Annotated in this window: 14 protein-coding genes and 5 pseudogenes; 2 read left to right on the forward strand and 17 right to left on the reverse strand. The window is 60.5% G+C overall.

Annotated features, from left to right (window positions below):
• Nucleotides 1-126: 126 nt before the first annotated feature.
• Nucleotides 127-558: pseudogene (locus HNQ66_RS02425) on the forward strand (IS630 family transposase); the annotation flags it as partial.
• A 78-nt stretch (nt 559-636) separates the two neighbouring features.
• On the opposite strand, the pseudogene HNQ66_RS23455 reads toward HNQ66_RS02425, so the two are convergent.
• The 17 genes and pseudogenes from HNQ66_RS23455 to HNQ66_RS02505 all read right to left on the reverse strand — a co-directional run.
• Nucleotides 637-882 (reverse strand): annotated as a pseudogene (locus HNQ66_RS23455) (HipA domain-containing protein); the annotation flags it as partial.
• A 49-nt stretch (nt 883-931) separates the two neighbouring features.
• Nucleotides 932-1,315 (reverse strand): HVO_A0114 family putative DNA-binding protein, encoded by a 384-nt coding sequence (locus HNQ66_RS02430; protein ID WP_184140510.1) that lies wholly within the window; start codon nt 1,313-1,315, stop codon nt 932-934.
• A complete protein-coding gene (locus tag HNQ66_RS02435; RefSeq protein ID WP_184140512.1) occupies nt 1,312-1,683 on the reverse strand; it encodes a toxin-antitoxin system TumE family protein in 372 nt (123 codons plus the stop codon). The genes HNQ66_RS02430 and HNQ66_RS02435 overlap by 4 nt, the downstream gene beginning before the upstream one ends.
• Nucleotides 1,684-1,778: 95 nt before the next feature.
• On the reverse strand, nt 1,779-2,054 hold the full coding sequence (locus tag HNQ66_RS02440) for a DUF2958 domain-containing protein (RefSeq protein ID WP_184140514.1): 276 nt from the start codon (nt 2,052-2,054) through the stop codon (nt 1,779-1,781).
• Nucleotides 2,008-2,169, reverse strand: a complete 162-nt coding sequence (locus HNQ66_RS02445; RefSeq protein ID WP_184141349.1) for a hypothetical protein — start codon at nt 2,167-2,169, stop codon at nt 2,008-2,010. The genes HNQ66_RS02440 and HNQ66_RS02445 overlap by 47 nt, the downstream gene beginning before the upstream one ends.
• 127 nt (nt 2,170-2,296) lie before the next feature.
• A pseudogene (locus HNQ66_RS23460) lies at nt 2,297-3,025 on the reverse strand (transposase); the annotation flags it as partial.
• Nucleotides 3,026-3,100: 75 nt separating this feature from the next.
• Nucleotides 3,101-3,262 (reverse strand): annotated as a pseudogene (locus tag HNQ66_RS02455) (ATP-binding cassette domain-containing protein); the annotation flags it as partial.
• A gap of 109 nt (nt 3,263-3,371) precedes the next feature.
• Nucleotides 3,372-4,439: an ABC transporter ATP-binding protein gene (locus HNQ66_RS02460; RefSeq protein WP_184140516.1), complete on the reverse strand. Its 1,068-nt coding sequence runs from the start codon at nt 4,437-4,439 to the stop codon at nt 3,372-3,374.
• An 11-nt stretch (nt 4,440-4,450) separates the two neighbouring features.
• Nucleotides 4,451-5,284, reverse strand: a complete 834-nt coding sequence (locus HNQ66_RS02465) for a carbohydrate ABC transporter permease (RefSeq protein ID WP_184140519.1) — start codon at nt 5,282-5,284, stop codon at nt 4,451-4,453.
• A 4-nt stretch (nt 5,285-5,288) separates the two neighbouring features.
• The gene (locus HNQ66_RS02470) at nt 5,289-6,212 is read right to left on the reverse strand and encodes a carbohydrate ABC transporter permease (RefSeq protein ID WP_184140521.1); all 924 of its coding nucleotides are present in this window, start codon (nt 6,210-6,212) and stop codon (nt 5,289-5,291) included.
• Between the two features lie 81 nt (nt 6,213-6,293).
• Nucleotides 6,294-7,553 (reverse strand): ABC transporter substrate-binding protein, encoded by a 1,260-nt coding sequence (locus tag HNQ66_RS02475; protein ID WP_184140523.1) that lies wholly within the window; start codon nt 7,551-7,553, stop codon nt 6,294-6,296.
• A 38-nt stretch (nt 7,554-7,591) separates the two neighbouring features.
• Nucleotides 7,592-8,764, reverse strand: a complete 1,173-nt coding sequence (locus HNQ66_RS02480; protein WP_184140525.1) for a PLP-dependent transferase — start codon at nt 8,762-8,764, stop codon at nt 7,592-7,594.
• Nucleotides 8,761-9,483 (reverse strand): FadR/GntR family transcriptional regulator, encoded by a 723-nt coding sequence (locus HNQ66_RS02485; RefSeq protein WP_184140526.1) that lies wholly within the window; start codon nt 9,481-9,483, stop codon nt 8,761-8,763. Before HNQ66_RS02485 ends, HNQ66_RS02480 begins: the two co-directional genes overlap by 4 nt.
• Before the next feature lie 394 nt (nt 9,484-9,877).
• A pseudogene (locus HNQ66_RS02490) lies at nt 9,878-10,030 on the reverse strand (polyphosphate kinase 2); the annotation flags it as partial.
• A 154-nt stretch (nt 10,031-10,184) separates the two neighbouring features.
• Entirely contained in the window at nt 10,185-11,438 is a 1,254-nt protein-coding gene (locus tag HNQ66_RS02495; RefSeq protein WP_184140527.1) for a type II toxin-antitoxin system HipA family toxin, read from the reverse strand.
• Nucleotides 11,431-11,745, reverse strand: a complete 315-nt coding sequence (locus HNQ66_RS02500) for a helix-turn-helix domain-containing protein (protein WP_184140528.1) — start codon at nt 11,743-11,745, stop codon at nt 11,431-11,433. The genes HNQ66_RS02495 and HNQ66_RS02500 overlap by 8 nt, the downstream gene beginning before the upstream one ends.
• A gap of 390 nt (nt 11,746-12,135) precedes the next feature.
• Nucleotides 12,136-12,432, reverse strand: a complete 297-nt coding sequence (locus HNQ66_RS02505) for a hypothetical protein (RefSeq protein ID WP_184140529.1) — start codon at nt 12,430-12,432, stop codon at nt 12,136-12,138.
• A gap of 32 nt (nt 12,433-12,464) precedes the next feature.
• On the opposite strand from HNQ66_RS02505, the gene HNQ66_RS02510 reads away from it, so the two are divergent.
• On the forward strand, nt 12,465-13,133 hold the full coding sequence (locus tag HNQ66_RS02510) for a GntR family transcriptional regulator (protein WP_184141302.1): 669 nt from the start codon (nt 12,465-12,467) through the stop codon (nt 13,131-13,133).
• The last annotated feature ends 83 nt before the right edge of the window (nt 13,134-13,216 follow it).

Here is a 13,216-nt window from a genome sequence, read left to right on the forward strand (position 1 = left end):
TACGTACACCGCCTTGCCTACAGCGGATCTTCCCTCCCCTTCGCTTCCTGCGCACCCAGCGACGTTGGATCGGCATATTTTCGGACGTTCGGCGATGAGCCGACTCCGATATAGGCCGTTAGCGGTCGGGCCGGTGTGCCGCACGGCCATTGGAAAACCACCACTTTCACCGGCGCACTCAGGCTGTCCGGCATGACCGCGCCATTCGTCTACGACGGTGCCATGAACGGCAACGTGTTTCGCGCTTATGTCGAGCAGATGCTGGTTCCCACGCTTGCCGCAGGCGATGTCGTCATCATGGATAACTTGCCCGCCCACAAGGTCGCTGGCGTCCGTGACGCCATCGAAGCAGAGAGCGTGGGCCTGCTCCACCTGCCGCCTTACAGTCCCGACTTTAACCCCATCGAAAATGCATTCGCAAAGCTCAAGGTGTTGATGCGGGCAAGGGCCGAACGAACCATCTCTGCTCTCTGGAACGCCGCCAGTTCCATCATCGAGCTCCTCACCCCCACAGAATGCGCCAACTACTTCAGGGCAGCAGGATATGAACCGGATTAAACCGGACGTGCTCTATATCGCACGCGATCTCGAAACCGCGATCGCCGAGACGATTATTCGGGATAGGTTCGAGGGGTGAGCCATGGCATCCGCGGGGATGTAGGGGATTGTCGAGAGCACGTCATAGTGGGCTGCGAGCTGCGGTTTGTCACCTGACCCGCTATAGATCAACGACCCGCTCTTCAGGTGCATGTCGCCATTGCCGTGATGGCTGCCAGAGCCAACCGGCGGGCGAACTCAAGAGAAGCGATGGACGACACGGCAACGTTCAAGGGCTGCGGCGATATCATGATAGGCGGCACCCTCGTATTTCCGCGAAGGATATGCGTTGCGAGCGACCAGATATTCATACTGCGCGCAGGCCGAACGGTCTTCAGATTGCCAGTATTTCCGCTGCGCGCTGGAGAGGAACATCAAGAATGATGTCTGAGTAGTCGACGCGGGGAGCCTGCGTTTTGCCTGCCCCCTTCTCGAAACGCACCAGACCGAACCTCTCCATTGTGCGTAATGTGCGCGATAGATTGGATGGTGCCCGACCGGTCTTTTCAGCCAGTTCGTTCATTGAGCCGGGCTTTGTGGCCGCGATCAACGCAAGAAGCTCCCTATTGCGATCCGAAAGCACTTTCGCAAAGCTCTCCATGGAGGTGAACCACACCTTGGGATCATCGGCCGCGGGCTTGAGTTGGCCGCGCGCAATGGCCATCGTGCGCTTCTTGTAATCCTCGTAAGAGGCAATACCTACCTTGAGTGCGGTCATGGTGTGACTCCTTCCTCTTTCAGGACGGAATCCACCTGTGCCCAGAAATCTCCAAGCAGGGTGGCTGCGTCCTTGTAATCATACGGGCGGATCGTCTTGTACCGGTGCTTATGGTCGTTGACGATGCGCTTCTTGCCAGCCGGCCCCGACTGGGTAGGCACGGGATGGGCATTATCGAATCCAACAATGCGGTCGCCCGACTTGTCGTGCAGCGTGAGGCTGTAATTCAGGCCGTGCGGTTTACGTTCGTCGGCTTTTACGCGCTTTACGAGGAACTTGACCTTGTAATGCCCCCTTGCATCGACAAAGAATGTCTCTCCGTCCAAACCCAAAAGAGCATCGAGCCCTTCGTCACGTTCTAAACTCATACTATCTATGTTATCACACACTGATAACAAGAGGCAACGACTTTCGGAAGCGGTATCGCCCGTTAAACGGGAGCGGCCTGCAAAGGCCACTCCCGTTACGCATCAGGCGTTGATATGGCCCAGTCGTGTGCTTCCAACGCGTAAGCGGACAACGTCTGCTCGGCTTCGAAATGCAGGTCGCGCTCGATCTTGAGACCAAAAAGACCGCTGACACTTGTCAGCTCTCCGATACTGACCGAACCTGTTGGTTTCCACGCGGGACTGAGCCGGCGGGGGTGCGGATACAAAATTGGAGACTTGGCGTCGATACACACGGATGTGGACTTACGATCCTGCCGACAGAACCGACCTTCGGTGCGTTTCCATCCCATCCCAACGCGCCTGCGACCGGCGCTGGACCATATGGCCGCCCATATCGATCAGCCGCTCGCCTTGCCGGAAATTGCCGCCGCCGCGGGCTTGACCGAAGCCGCTGCCGATCGTCATGCCACTTCTGGCCCTAACTGAGCATCTGAATGGTGAGAAAATTCGAGCAAAGGGCGGCGGTCATCTCCCCGGCAGCTGGCATCGGTGGCGACTACGCTAGCGAATCATATTGCATTTTCCGCGATAAGAGCGGACCGGAGGACTTGCGGCGCAACATGTCATGGAAACTCTCAACGACATCCCTGGCCTCCACAAGGTCCGGCAGCCTCTCTTCGATGGCGGCAACCGTCATCGTTTGAGCCTTGGTCAGGTTGTTGCGCTCGAGGGTCATCAGGCGAACGACGGTTCGCGCGGCGGGAGCATGACCAAGTCCGCTCTCAGCCTTTTCTGCCCGCCTTCGTCTTGTTGCCCATTCGGTGACAACACGCAGGCCTCCGCCAAAACCGGCCAGTCGAAGCTGACGCCACAGTTCGGCTCCATTACGCAATCCGGCATCCTATTGCGCTTCAAGTCAAGGCAGGTGCGGTTCGAGAGAGGTTTGCCGAACCCGGAAGATGTCAGTCCGCTGACCACGAACGACGCTGTGGACCAGCTTTCGACTATGCCCGGTTCGGCGCACGATCTCCTTGATGGACAAACCCTCACTGACGAACCCGCGGATAACGGCGTTTGCCTCTTCGCGCCGCAGATATCCCTCGTATTGCAGCCGCTCAGCGGCGATCAGCAGTTTTGGATTTACCGTGGCAGTGCCGATTGCCATCCGGACCTGCCGCATCGATTTACGAACGGCGTCGAGAAAGGCGTGGCTGGCGTTTTCCATCAGATGCCAACGGTCGGCAACCTGACCGGCGTGTGGCAACGCTCGTGCGACGGCCTGCGCATATCCACCGCCACGGTCTCGTGCGACGATCTCTATCTGGTGTCGCGAATGTCTTCCTTCAGATCGCGATTGTGCATCTCCATCGGCTTAGGCTCCCATGGCAGAAAGGGTTCTGCGCGCGGCGCGCCGCGCCGCGTCGAGGTTCGACAGTGGTTCGTCGAATAAAAAGGCCGACGGCTCGCGCACGATCGCCCGGCCGATGGCCACGCGCTGGCGCTGACCGCCGGAAAGCTGTCTCGGCCGGCGTTCCAGGTAGTTGGTGAGGTTGAGGACATCCCATTCTGAAACATCGCAAAGGTCGCAAAATCGGCCATTCGGCAAAAAATCGCCAGAAGCTCAGCGCAGTAAATCAGCGAGTGTTCCCTGCAAAACCAGCCCGGCTTCACCCCAGCCGCCTGCCCTCACCGTCGAAGAGGTGCAGCTTGTCGCGCGGCAGGTCGAGACGGACGGTCGCGCCGGGGTTCAGCATGGCGCGGTTGAGCGTGAAGACCTTGAGCGGCACGTCATGCACCGTGACATGCATGATGATGCCGAAGCCGGTCGGCTCGATGAGATCGACCCTCCCCTCCAGCGCGCCGCCCTCCGTGATGACGACGTGTTCCGGGCGGATGCCGAGGGTTGCCGGTTCACCCGATTCTATGCCGCCGACCCTGCGCGCCGGCAGGGTCACGTCGTTTTCGAGCTTCAGGTCCGCGTGGTCGCCGGACACGAGGTAGCGCCCCTCGAAGAAATTCATGCCCGGCGAACCGATGAAGCCGGCAACGAAGAGGTTGGCGGGCCGGTCGTAGAGATCGAGCGGCGTGCCGACCTGCTGCACCACGCCGCCATGCATGGCGACGATGCGGTCGGCGAGCGTCATGGCCTCGATCTGGTCATGCGTGACGTAAATGGAGGTGGCGCGAAGATCGCCGTGCAATTTCTTGATTTCGGCGCGCATCTGTTCGCGCAAACGCGCGTCGAGGTTGGAAAGCGGCTCGTCGAAGAGGAAGGCCTTCGGCTGGCGCACGATGGCGCGGCCCATGGCGACGCGCTGGCGCTGGCCGCCGGAAAGGGCGCGCGGGCGGCGCTCCAGGAGCGGATCGAGCCCGAGCTTGGCGGCCGCGCCGCTGACGGCGCTGGCGATCTTCTCCTTGGTGGAGCGGCGAAGGCGTAGGCTGTAGCTCATGTTGTCGGCAACGCTCATATGCGGATAGAGCGCATAGGACTGGAACACCATGGCGATGTCGCGGTCCTTCGGGGCAAGATCGTTGACGCGCTTGCCGTCGATGCGGATATCGCCGGCCGTGACCTCCTCAAGGCCCGCAATCATCCGCAGAAGCGTTGATTTTCCGCAGCCGGACGGGCCGACCAGCACGACGAACTCGCCGTCCCTGATGGCAAGGTCGACGCCGTGCAGCACGGGAAAGGCGCCGAAGCTCTTGCGGATGCCCTCAATATCGATGGAAGCCATGGAAGGTCCTTTCAGCCTTTGACCGCGCCAGCCGTCAGGCCCTGCACGAGATAGCGCTGGATGAGCAGGAAGAAGAGGCAGGCCGGGATAAGCGCGAGAATGCCCGCCGCCATCATCTGCCCGAAATCGACAGAGAATTTCGACACGAAAGTGAGAAGCCCGACCGGGAAGGTCGCCGCGTCGTTGCCGGAGATCAGCATCAGCGCGAAGAGCAGTTCACTCCAGGCGGCGGTGAAGACGAAGCCGAGCGTCGCGGCGATGCCGGGCAGCGTCAGCGGCAGGATGATCTGGCGGAAGGCGATGAACTGCGTCGCCCCGTCGATCATCGCGGCCTCCTCCAGGTCCTTCGGAATACCGTCGAAGAAGGATTGCATGAGGAAGGTCGCAAACGGCACGTTGAAGGCGGTGTAGACGATGACGAGGCCGGTCAGGCTGTTTGTGAGGCCGAGCGGCGAGAGCATCTTGAAGATCGGCGCGACCAGCATGACGAGCGGAAACATCTGCGTAATCAGCATCAGCGCGACGATCCAGTATTTCGCCCGGAAGCGGAAGCGCGACAGCGCATAGCCGGCGAGCGAGGCAAGGATCGTCACTGTCACCGCCGTGGAGCCCGCGACGATCAGGCTGTTCTTGAAGAAGGTCGGGAAGGCGCTGTGGGCGATGACGAAGGTATAATGCTCCAGCGTCGCGCGCGACGGCCACATGCGCACGCCCTCGCTGTAGAGCAGGTCGTTCGGCGTCACCGAGACCTTGAGCAGCCAGAAGAGCGGAAAGAGCGCGAAGACGATATAGGCGAGGATTGCGAGCCGGTGCGCGACGGTGAAGGCGAGTTGTCGGGTTCGCATGGCGTCAGTCCTTGTTGAGCAGCGTCTGGCGCAGAAGCACGATCAGCAGCGAATAAACGAGAAGCAGGACGAGCAGGACGAGCGCGATGGCCGAGGCATAGCCGAAATCCAGCCGCTTGAAGGCTTGCGTGAAGATGTAGCTCGCGACGATCTGTGTGCGGTCCGCCGGCCCACCATTCGTCATGACGACGATGAGGTCGGCGAAGTTGGAAATCCAGACGGTGCGCAGGAGGATGGTGATGGCGATGGTCGGCGCGAGGAAAGGCAACGTGATCGAGATGAAGCGCTGGACCGGCCCTGCCCCGTCGATGCTCGCGGCCTCATAGAGATCGCGCGGGATCGCCTGTAGAGCGGCAAGCAGGGTAATCGCGAAGAACGGAATACCCCACCAGACATTGGCGATGATCGGCCCCCACATGGCAAGCTGCGGATCGGACAGGATGTTGTTGGGCGCGTCGAGAATGCCGAAGGCATACATCCAGTGCGGCAGCGGGCCGATCACCGGATTGAAGAGCCAGGCCCAGTTGAGGCCGGCAAGGAAGCTCGGTACGGCCCATGGCAGGAAGCAGAGCGCCTGCGCCAGCCCGCGTCCGGCAAAGGGCTTGTCCAGCAGCAGCGCGAGGATCAGCCCGAAGACGAATTGCAGGAAAACCGAGGCGCCCGTCCACCAAAGCGTGTTGCGCAGGGCCCGGAAGAAGGCCTGGTCCTGCCCCAGCGCCCGGAAATGATCGAGCCCGATGAAGCGGCCGGAAAAGGGATTGAGGAGCTGGATATCGCGGAACGCGTAGGAAATACCGAGCACCAGCGGCACCAACATCACGGCGACGATCAGGATCAGCGCCGGCGCGCTGTAGAGATAGGGCTCCGCAGCATCGGCGAACCTCTTTCTGAACGGCTTTGTGGCCGGGTGATGGGCAGCATGGGTCATCGTCTCGCTTCCGTCAGGCTTGCGGGGCGTTTCGTGGAAAAAGCCAGACGGAGCCTCGTTCTCCGTCCGGCGGCTCCGGCGCTATTGCTTCGCCAGGAACTTCTGCTGCGCCTTGGTCAGGTAGTCCGCCCACTGGTTGGCGAGGTCTTCCGGCGTGATGTCGCCGAGAAGGGCCTCCTGCGAGGTCTTGATCACCAGCGAATCCTTGAAGAAGGCGAATTCCTCCAGATGCGTCGGCATCACTGTCGGCACGGCATCCTTGTCCTCGAGCTCGGCGAACCAGCCCTTGAACTGCTCACTCGCATAGAACGGATCCTTCTCAGCCGACTTGTGCACCGGCAGCGCGCCCGTGCGCTTGTTCCACTCGATATTGCCTTCCGGCCCTTCGAGCGTCTCGATCAGCTTCCAGGACAGATCCTTGTTGGCGCTGGAGGCGAACATCGACCAGCCCGCGAAGCCAATGGTCGGGAAGGTTTTGCCGTCCGGGCCCTTCGGCATGGTCATGATGCCGTAGTCTTCCGCCTTCATGCGCTCGGCGATGGCGATCAGCGCATCCGGGTCCTGGTCGAGGAAGGCGCAGGTGCCGGAATAGAAGCCCGCGACGATCTCGTTGAAGCCCCAGTTGACGCTGTCCTTCGGCGCATAGCCGTTCTTGTAGAGGTCGATCAGGAAGGTGAGGCCCTTGACCCAGCCCGGGCTGTTGAAGGTGGAGGTGCCGTCATCGTTGAAGAATTTATTGTCGCCCGCCATGGACGCGCCGAACATCACCCAGCCGTTGAGGCCGCCCGGCCCACCGCGCAGGCAATAGCCGTACTTGCCGGGCAGCGCGGAGACCTTCTTGGAGGCTTCCGCGAATTCATCGAGCGTCTTCGGCGGCTCAGAAACGCCGGCCTCGGCCAGCAGCTTCTTGTTGTAGAACATGGCGCGAAGATAGAAGCCGTAGGGCAGCATATAAGCCGTGTTCTTGATGTCGCGGCCGAGCTCAAGCGCGCGCGCCGTCAGGCCCGGCGTGTACTCCCACTTTTCGAGATAGGGCTCGAGGCTTTCGAGCATGCCGTTATTGGCATAGAGCGACAGCCAGGTATCGGGCATTTCCATGACGTCCGGCGTCTCGCCGGCTGAGACCATGGTGGCGAATTTCTGGAACGCCTCGCCCCAGGGCAGCGAGATGATCTCGACCTTGGTGCCGGGATTGGCCGCCTCGAACTTGCCGACGACGGATTTTAGCGTTTCCGTGCGCTCGGGGCTGGTGATCACCTCGACGAGCTTCAGCGTGGTATCGGCAAGCGCGCTCGAGGCCATCAGCGTGGTGAGAAGCGCCGCAGTCAGAAGTCTTTTCATGGTCGTTCCCTCTTTTCGTTTTGATCGTTCGTTCGACGTCAGTTTTCGGTCGCGGCCTCCATCGCCGCTTCCAGATCCCTCCACAGGGCCTCGGTTCCCTCCAGGCCGACATGGAGACGCACGGACCGCGCATCGATGCCAAAGGCATGCGCGGAATTCGGTTGGGCCTTCTGCTGCAGGACCACCTCGCCCGGCACGATCAGGCTCTCGTGTCCCCCCCAGGAGACGCCGAGCTTGAAAAGGGTGAGGTGATCGGCGAAGGCGCGGATGTCGATGCCCTCGCGGAAGGTGAAGGAGAAAAGGCCGGACGTGCCGGTGAGCCCCGGCGGCAGGCGGTTGGCGAGCGCCGGATGAAAGACCGTGTCGACGATATCGAGCGCCTGCAGGCGCCCGGCGATGTCGAGCGCCGAGGCCTCATGCGCCTTCATGCGGATCGGCAGGGTGCGCAGGCCCCGGACCAGAAGCCAGGCATCGAAGGGCGAGAGCTTGCCGCCGAGATAGGGATAGGCTTCCGCGCGGATGCGGCCGACCAGTTCTTTCGAGCCGGTGACGACGCCCGCGACGACGTCGCTGTGGCCGCCAAGATATTTCGAGGCGGAATGCAACACGAGATCGACGCCGAGCGTCAGCGGCCGCTGGAAGACAGGGCTCGCCCAACTGTTGTCGATGACGCTGACAGCGCCGTGGCGCTTGGCGAGCGCGGCAAGCGCGCCGACGTCGTGCGTCTCCATGACCCAGCTCGTCGGGCTTTCGAGATAGAGGAGCTTTGCGCCCGGCAAGGCCTTGGCGACGGCCTCCTCGTCGCGCCCGTCGACATAGGTGACCTTTACCTTCATGCGCTTCAGGTGCGTGCCGAACAGGCGGAAGGCATCCGGGTAGCAATGGCGCACGGCGACAATGCGGTCGCCCGGCTCGACGAAGGAGAGCACGGTGGAAGAGATCGCCGCCATGCCGCTGGCAAAGCCGAGCGCATCCTCTCCGCCTTCGAGCTTCGCCAGCATCTCCTCGAAGGCGCGTACCGTCGGGTTGAGGCCGCGCGTATAGATCGGCCGGACGATCTCGCCGCGATAGGCGGCGACCATCTCGTCATAGCTGCTAAAGGTGAAGAGCGAGGTCTGGACGATGGGCGGCACGACCGCGTCGAAGGCGTTCGCCTCGTCGTGGGCGACGGTCAGGGAAGCAAAGTCGAACAGATCGGCTCCGTTGATCATCGGGACATTTCCTTGATGTCTTCCTCGACGACTTCGAGGATTTTCAGGGTTTCGATGCGCGCAGTCTCGGGGTCCCCGGCGGCGATCGCATTGAAGAGCGTGCGGTGGAACGGGAAGGAGCGGCGGGCGAAATCCGGCCGGTCAAACGGCTTTTCCCAGAAGCGCTCGAAGGCGCCGCGCATCTGTTCGAGGAGCTGCTTGAAGAGCGGGTTGTGCGTGGCGTCGTAGATGGCGAGGTGGAAGGCAAGGTCTTCCGGACCGGAGCTGCCCTTGGCGATGTGGACGCGTTCCATCTCGTTCAGCTTCGCCGCGATGACGGCAAGATCCTCCGGCGTGTGCCGCCGGGCCGCCACCATGTTCGCCTCGCATTCGAGCCCGCGGCGGACCTCCAGCGTCTGGAGCAGCACGTCGCGTAAGTGCGCCGCATCGAAGGAGAGCGGCATGTGCACGGTGGCGGTGGTGACCGGTTTCAGGAGATAGGTGCCGCTGCCCTTGCGGCTTTCGATGACGCCGAGCGCCTGGAAATGGCGGATCGCCTCGCGGATGGTCGAGCGGCCGACCGCCAGCGCCGCCATGAGCTCGCGCTCGGCTGGCAGGCGGTCGCCTGCCTGAAGGCTCGCCCGATCAATATAGGAGGCCAAAGCCTCCGTCACCTGCCGCGCCCGGTCGATGGGCGGCAACGGCTCGATCTGCGGCCTGCCGCCTGGTTCTGCCGGCATGACGCCAATCCCCTGTTCCGTGTCAGCTTCTCAAATTGGTCTGACATCTTATCATTATGCCGCAGGCTAGGCCTGTCAAGCCGCATTCGAGAGGTTGAGCGAGGCGTCCCGAAGTGGTTATCAGCGGATAAAACGGAAATAATTTCCGCTAAGCACCGGCGGAAATCCTCGCGTCGGCTCGACCAAGTCGCGTGAGCGGCCTAAGTCCGTTACGAGGCCATACGACGCCGCCATGTTCTACGAGGCCCGGCTGGCGTGATCCAAAGGTATGAAATCAACAACGGATGATTTTCTGATCGGCAATCGCCTTGACGACGTCAAAGTCCATCACAGCATGTGGTTTGATGCGGGCGGCCTCCCTGACGACCTAAGCCCGTGCCAATACTCACCGACATTTGCCTGCGGAATCGCGCCCCTCGAACAGTACCACGACCTTGAGCTTCTTGTGCTGCACCCAATCCTGCAATTTGACCAACTCGTGCTGAAGGCGGAACAACTCACGGAAATAGACACGGCGTTCAAGGGTTTGAACGGGCACTTCGGACAGGGTCGGAAGAGCCCAATATCAAACAGACTTATTTGTATCTATCTGGCCCTTTTATAGGTTTTCTAACCACCGGCATCTGGCGTTAGCGATCGCCCGCGATACGATCCGAAAAGCCTCATGGGCTTATTGTAGATCAGCGAGATTGGCCGCCACTTCAGTTGGCGCACGTGCCAAGGATGGGCGTCATCAGCCTTACATGCGTATCGATACGCTCGAGAACCTTCGCCGGGACGACATTACGTTCCGGCAGCGACCACCAAACTTCGTTGACGCGCTCGACCGTATCGACCACCGCTTTAAGCACGGCCGCTTCCGGCAAGCGCGCGCGATTGGCGAAGGCTTTCCATCGTTGCGCATTCAACGCCTTGAAGGGGCGTTCGCCGGCGAGCGACAGAGCCATGGCATCTGCTGGGATGTAAGGGATTGTCGAGAGCACGTCGTAAACAGGCGCAAACTCCGGTTTGTCGCCCGCTCCGCGATAGATCAGCGACCAGTTTTTCAGGTGCATGTCACCATTGCCGGTTATAGCAGCCAGAGCCAGTCGGCGGACGAACTCGAGCGCAGCGTCGGACGAAACGGCAACGTTCAAGGCTGCGGCGATATCATGATATGCAGCTCCTTCGTACTTCCGCGAAGGATAGACGCCGAATACCTGCGCGAAATCCTCGATATGGATCCGCTCGCCGTTTGCGCCACGATCGAAACGTTTGACGAGCAAGACTCTACCGTCCGACAGTGTCTCGAACTCCTTCGGGATACCTTCGAACTCTGATTGCTCGACGAGTTCACGCTCCGGAACCTCCATGCCGATCGCTTCAGCCAGTGCAAGATTGGCATATTCGTTTTCTGACACGCCGGGAAACGAGGTCGAAGGAAACTTGGCAATGTAGGCCCCCTGCTCGTCGCCGATCGGCAACGTCAGTCCACCGCCCTTCCCCGTATTCTTGATGACCGAAAGCTTCATCTGAACGCCGGCGAGCGAAAACCGGGCTTTCGGCTTGGTAGCGGGCAGATTGTCGAGACGGGCAATCGTCCCGTCGCTCGGCACGACGCGGACGGCGCCTGGCAGATCCGAACCGAGCGCGACGAGCAGGTCGAAATCGTTTCCGGCGCGGACACTCCCCGCGTGGTGTTTTTCCATTGCTTCCCGCAGCTTGTCTTCAGGGAGCAGATTAGCAAAGAACGCCGGCAAAGCGCGGGCAACGGGTTTTGGGTCCTTGCGCAAGCCGCCAGTGGCTGCGCGAAAAGACAGGCTGAGCACTGGGAAGCCGCCCGATACGCGATAGCTGTCCTCGAAGCTGAAGGCGTTGAAATCGCCGGGCGTCCTGACGATCGTGCCGACCTTCATATCGTTCAGCAGCACGTCGAGCGACGAGATGGATCTCGGATCGGATGAAGCTTCAGGCATTCTCATCCCCATCTGCATGAGCCATGAATGCCGGGAGATCGTCGAGATCGTCATGCGGTCGCAGCAGCGCGTCGACGGCCGGAACCATCGCCTGCGGTATAAGCATCAACTCAAGTCCGAGAGCACGGGCGATGTTGATCAGGGTCGTCGTGCGCGCAGCACTGCTTCCGGCTTCTATCTCGCGATAGCGGGGACGCGATATGCCCGCCATGTCGGCAACCTGCTCCTGGGTCAGTTGCCGGCCTTTACGGGTAGCCTTTAGCAACCGACCGACTTCCAGCAAGGCATCTGACTCAGACCGTGCCATCCGACCTACCCAAAAGTTCTCCGTGGATTAGGCAAGCTATCTCAAACATTCTAAGATCGGTCAACAAAAAAGATATAAATACAGATCAACCATTCATAATTGATCTGTTTATCTATCATTCATATTGTTTTCTGACTGATGATGCCAAAGTTTGTCAGTCATGCCCACCTTATATGCTTTGTTAACGGCAGGCCCCTATTTCCGCTCGCCCTCGACACTGGTGCCAGAGAGAAACGGAATGAGCATGCCCAAACACGATCTTTCATCACGTTATTTTCAGCGAAAATTTCGGAATGTTGAATTGCGCCGAGCAGCCAATCTTGGCGGCTATGGAAGATATTGCTGCCCATCGCGACGGATGTTCGACTTCATGCTCCGTCACCAAGGTTTTCATGCCTTCTTCAGTGCCTGAATGGCCTCGTTCGTAGCGCGAACGTATCCGAACACCGTTTCTTCCGGTAGGTCGAACTCATCGACCCGCCTTGCATACTTGCAGCTCTTATAGAGCTGCACCAAGGCCTCAGCCAACTCATCGGAAACGAGGTTTTCGTCCTTTAGTGTCTGAGCAGTCTGATACATAATCCGGAGATCGATATACAAAGAGTGCCGCTCTGCGAGCTTTTTCAACGCCGTTTGCACGCGATCCCATTGAGTCAGAATGGCGTGACGGGGATTGTCCTCGATCATTTCCAGGATGGCGTCATCGATCGGAGCTTCCGCTGCTGGCTCCTCTGCGCAACGAAATTCTGGCGCTCTCCCTGCTGCCCGGCCAGCTCCTGGACGAGATGACGTTGGCCGAACGCTTTGCCATGTCACGCTCGCCGATCCGCGAGGCTCTGATCCGGCTCGCCGGCGAAGAACTGGTGGTGACACTCTCCAATCGCAGCACCATTGTCGCGCCGATCGAGGTGGCGAGCTTTCCGAAATATGTCGAGGCCCTCGATGTCGCCCAGCGCATGAACACGCGACTTGCCGCCGCGCTGCGCACGGAGGCGGACCTGAAGATCATCGCGCGGCGCCAGAAGGAATTCGAGGCGGCGGTGAAGACCGACCAGCACTTGAAGATGTCGGAGGCCAACAAGCAGTTCCACATGGCCGTCGCCTATGCCGGTAAGAACGCCTATCTCGCCTCCTTCTACGAGCGGCTGCTGAACCAGGGTCAACGCATGCTGCACCTGCATTTCGAATATCTGGAGCGCACCGGCGACGGCTATCTCCTGACCGACGAGCACGACCTGATGCTGGAGGCGATCCGGGAGAAGAACGTCGAGCGCGCCGACGAACTGGCCCATGCCCATACCCGGCAGTTCCAGGACAATTTCATCGCGTTCCTGCGCGAGAACTATACGACCGACGTTTCCTTCGGTCCTCTTGCAGCTGCGGAATAGTCACGACGTTGTCCGAGAGGGAGGGAACCCGTGGCCGCTAAGGCTCTTGATGAGGTTCGAACTTATGACCAGCAAGTCATGAG

This window comes from Shinella fusca (assembly GCF_014203155.1).
GTDB classification, from domain to species: domain Bacteria; phylum Pseudomonadota; class Alphaproteobacteria; order Rhizobiales; family Rhizobiaceae; genus Shinella; species Shinella fusca.

What these genes read in the sequence shown, in the direction of transcription:
- HNQ66_RS02430 (WP_184140510.1), bottom strand. Translation starts at nt 1,315, where the DNA reads ATGACCGCACTCAAGGTAGGTATTGCCTCTTACGAGGATTACAAGAAG.
- HNQ66_RS02435 (WP_184140512.1), bottom strand. Translation starts at nt 1,683, where the DNA reads ATGAGTTTAGAACGTGACGAAGGGCTCGATGCTCTTTTGGGTTTGGAC.
- HNQ66_RS02440 (WP_184140514.1), bottom strand. Translation starts at nt 2,054, where the DNA reads ATGGGATGGAAACGCACCGAAGGTCGGTTCTGTCGGCAGGATCGTAAG.
- HNQ66_RS02445 (WP_184141349.1), bottom strand. Translation starts at nt 2,169, where the DNA reads ATGACGATCGGCAGCGGCTTCGGTCAAGCCCGCGGCGGCGGCAATTTC.
- HNQ66_RS02460 (WP_184140516.1), bottom strand. Translation starts at nt 4,439, where the DNA reads ATGGCTTCCATCGATATTGAGGGCATCCGCAAGAGCTTCGGCGCCTTT.
- HNQ66_RS02465 (WP_184140519.1), bottom strand. Translation starts at nt 5,284, where the DNA reads ATGCGAACCCGACAACTCGCCTTCACCGTCGCGCACCGGCTCGCAATC.
- HNQ66_RS02470 (WP_184140521.1), bottom strand. Translation starts at nt 6,212, where the DNA reads ATGACCCATGCTGCCCATCACCCGGCCACAAAGCCGTTCAGAAAGAGG.
- HNQ66_RS02475 (WP_184140523.1), bottom strand. Translation starts at nt 7,553, where the DNA reads ATGAAAAGACTTCTGACTGCGGCGCTTCTCACCACGCTGATGGCCTCG.
- HNQ66_RS02480 (WP_184140525.1), bottom strand. Translation starts at nt 8,764, where the DNA reads ATGATCAACGGAGCCGATCTGTTCGACTTTGCTTCCCTGACCGTCGCC.
- HNQ66_RS02485 (WP_184140526.1), bottom strand. Translation starts at nt 9,483, where the DNA reads ATGCCGGCAGAACCAGGCGGCAGGCCGCAGATCGAGCCGTTGCCGCCC.
- HNQ66_RS02495 (WP_184140527.1), bottom strand. Translation starts at nt 11,438, where the DNA reads ATGCCTGAAGCTTCATCCGATCCGAGATCCATCTCGTCGCTCGACGTG.
- HNQ66_RS02500 (WP_184140528.1), bottom strand. Translation starts at nt 11,745, where the DNA reads ATGGCACGGTCTGAGTCAGATGCCTTGCTGGAAGTCGGTCGGTTGCTA.
- HNQ66_RS02505 (WP_184140529.1), bottom strand. Translation starts at nt 12,432, where the DNA reads ATGATCGAGGACAATCCCCGTCACGCCATTCTGACTCAATGGGATCGC.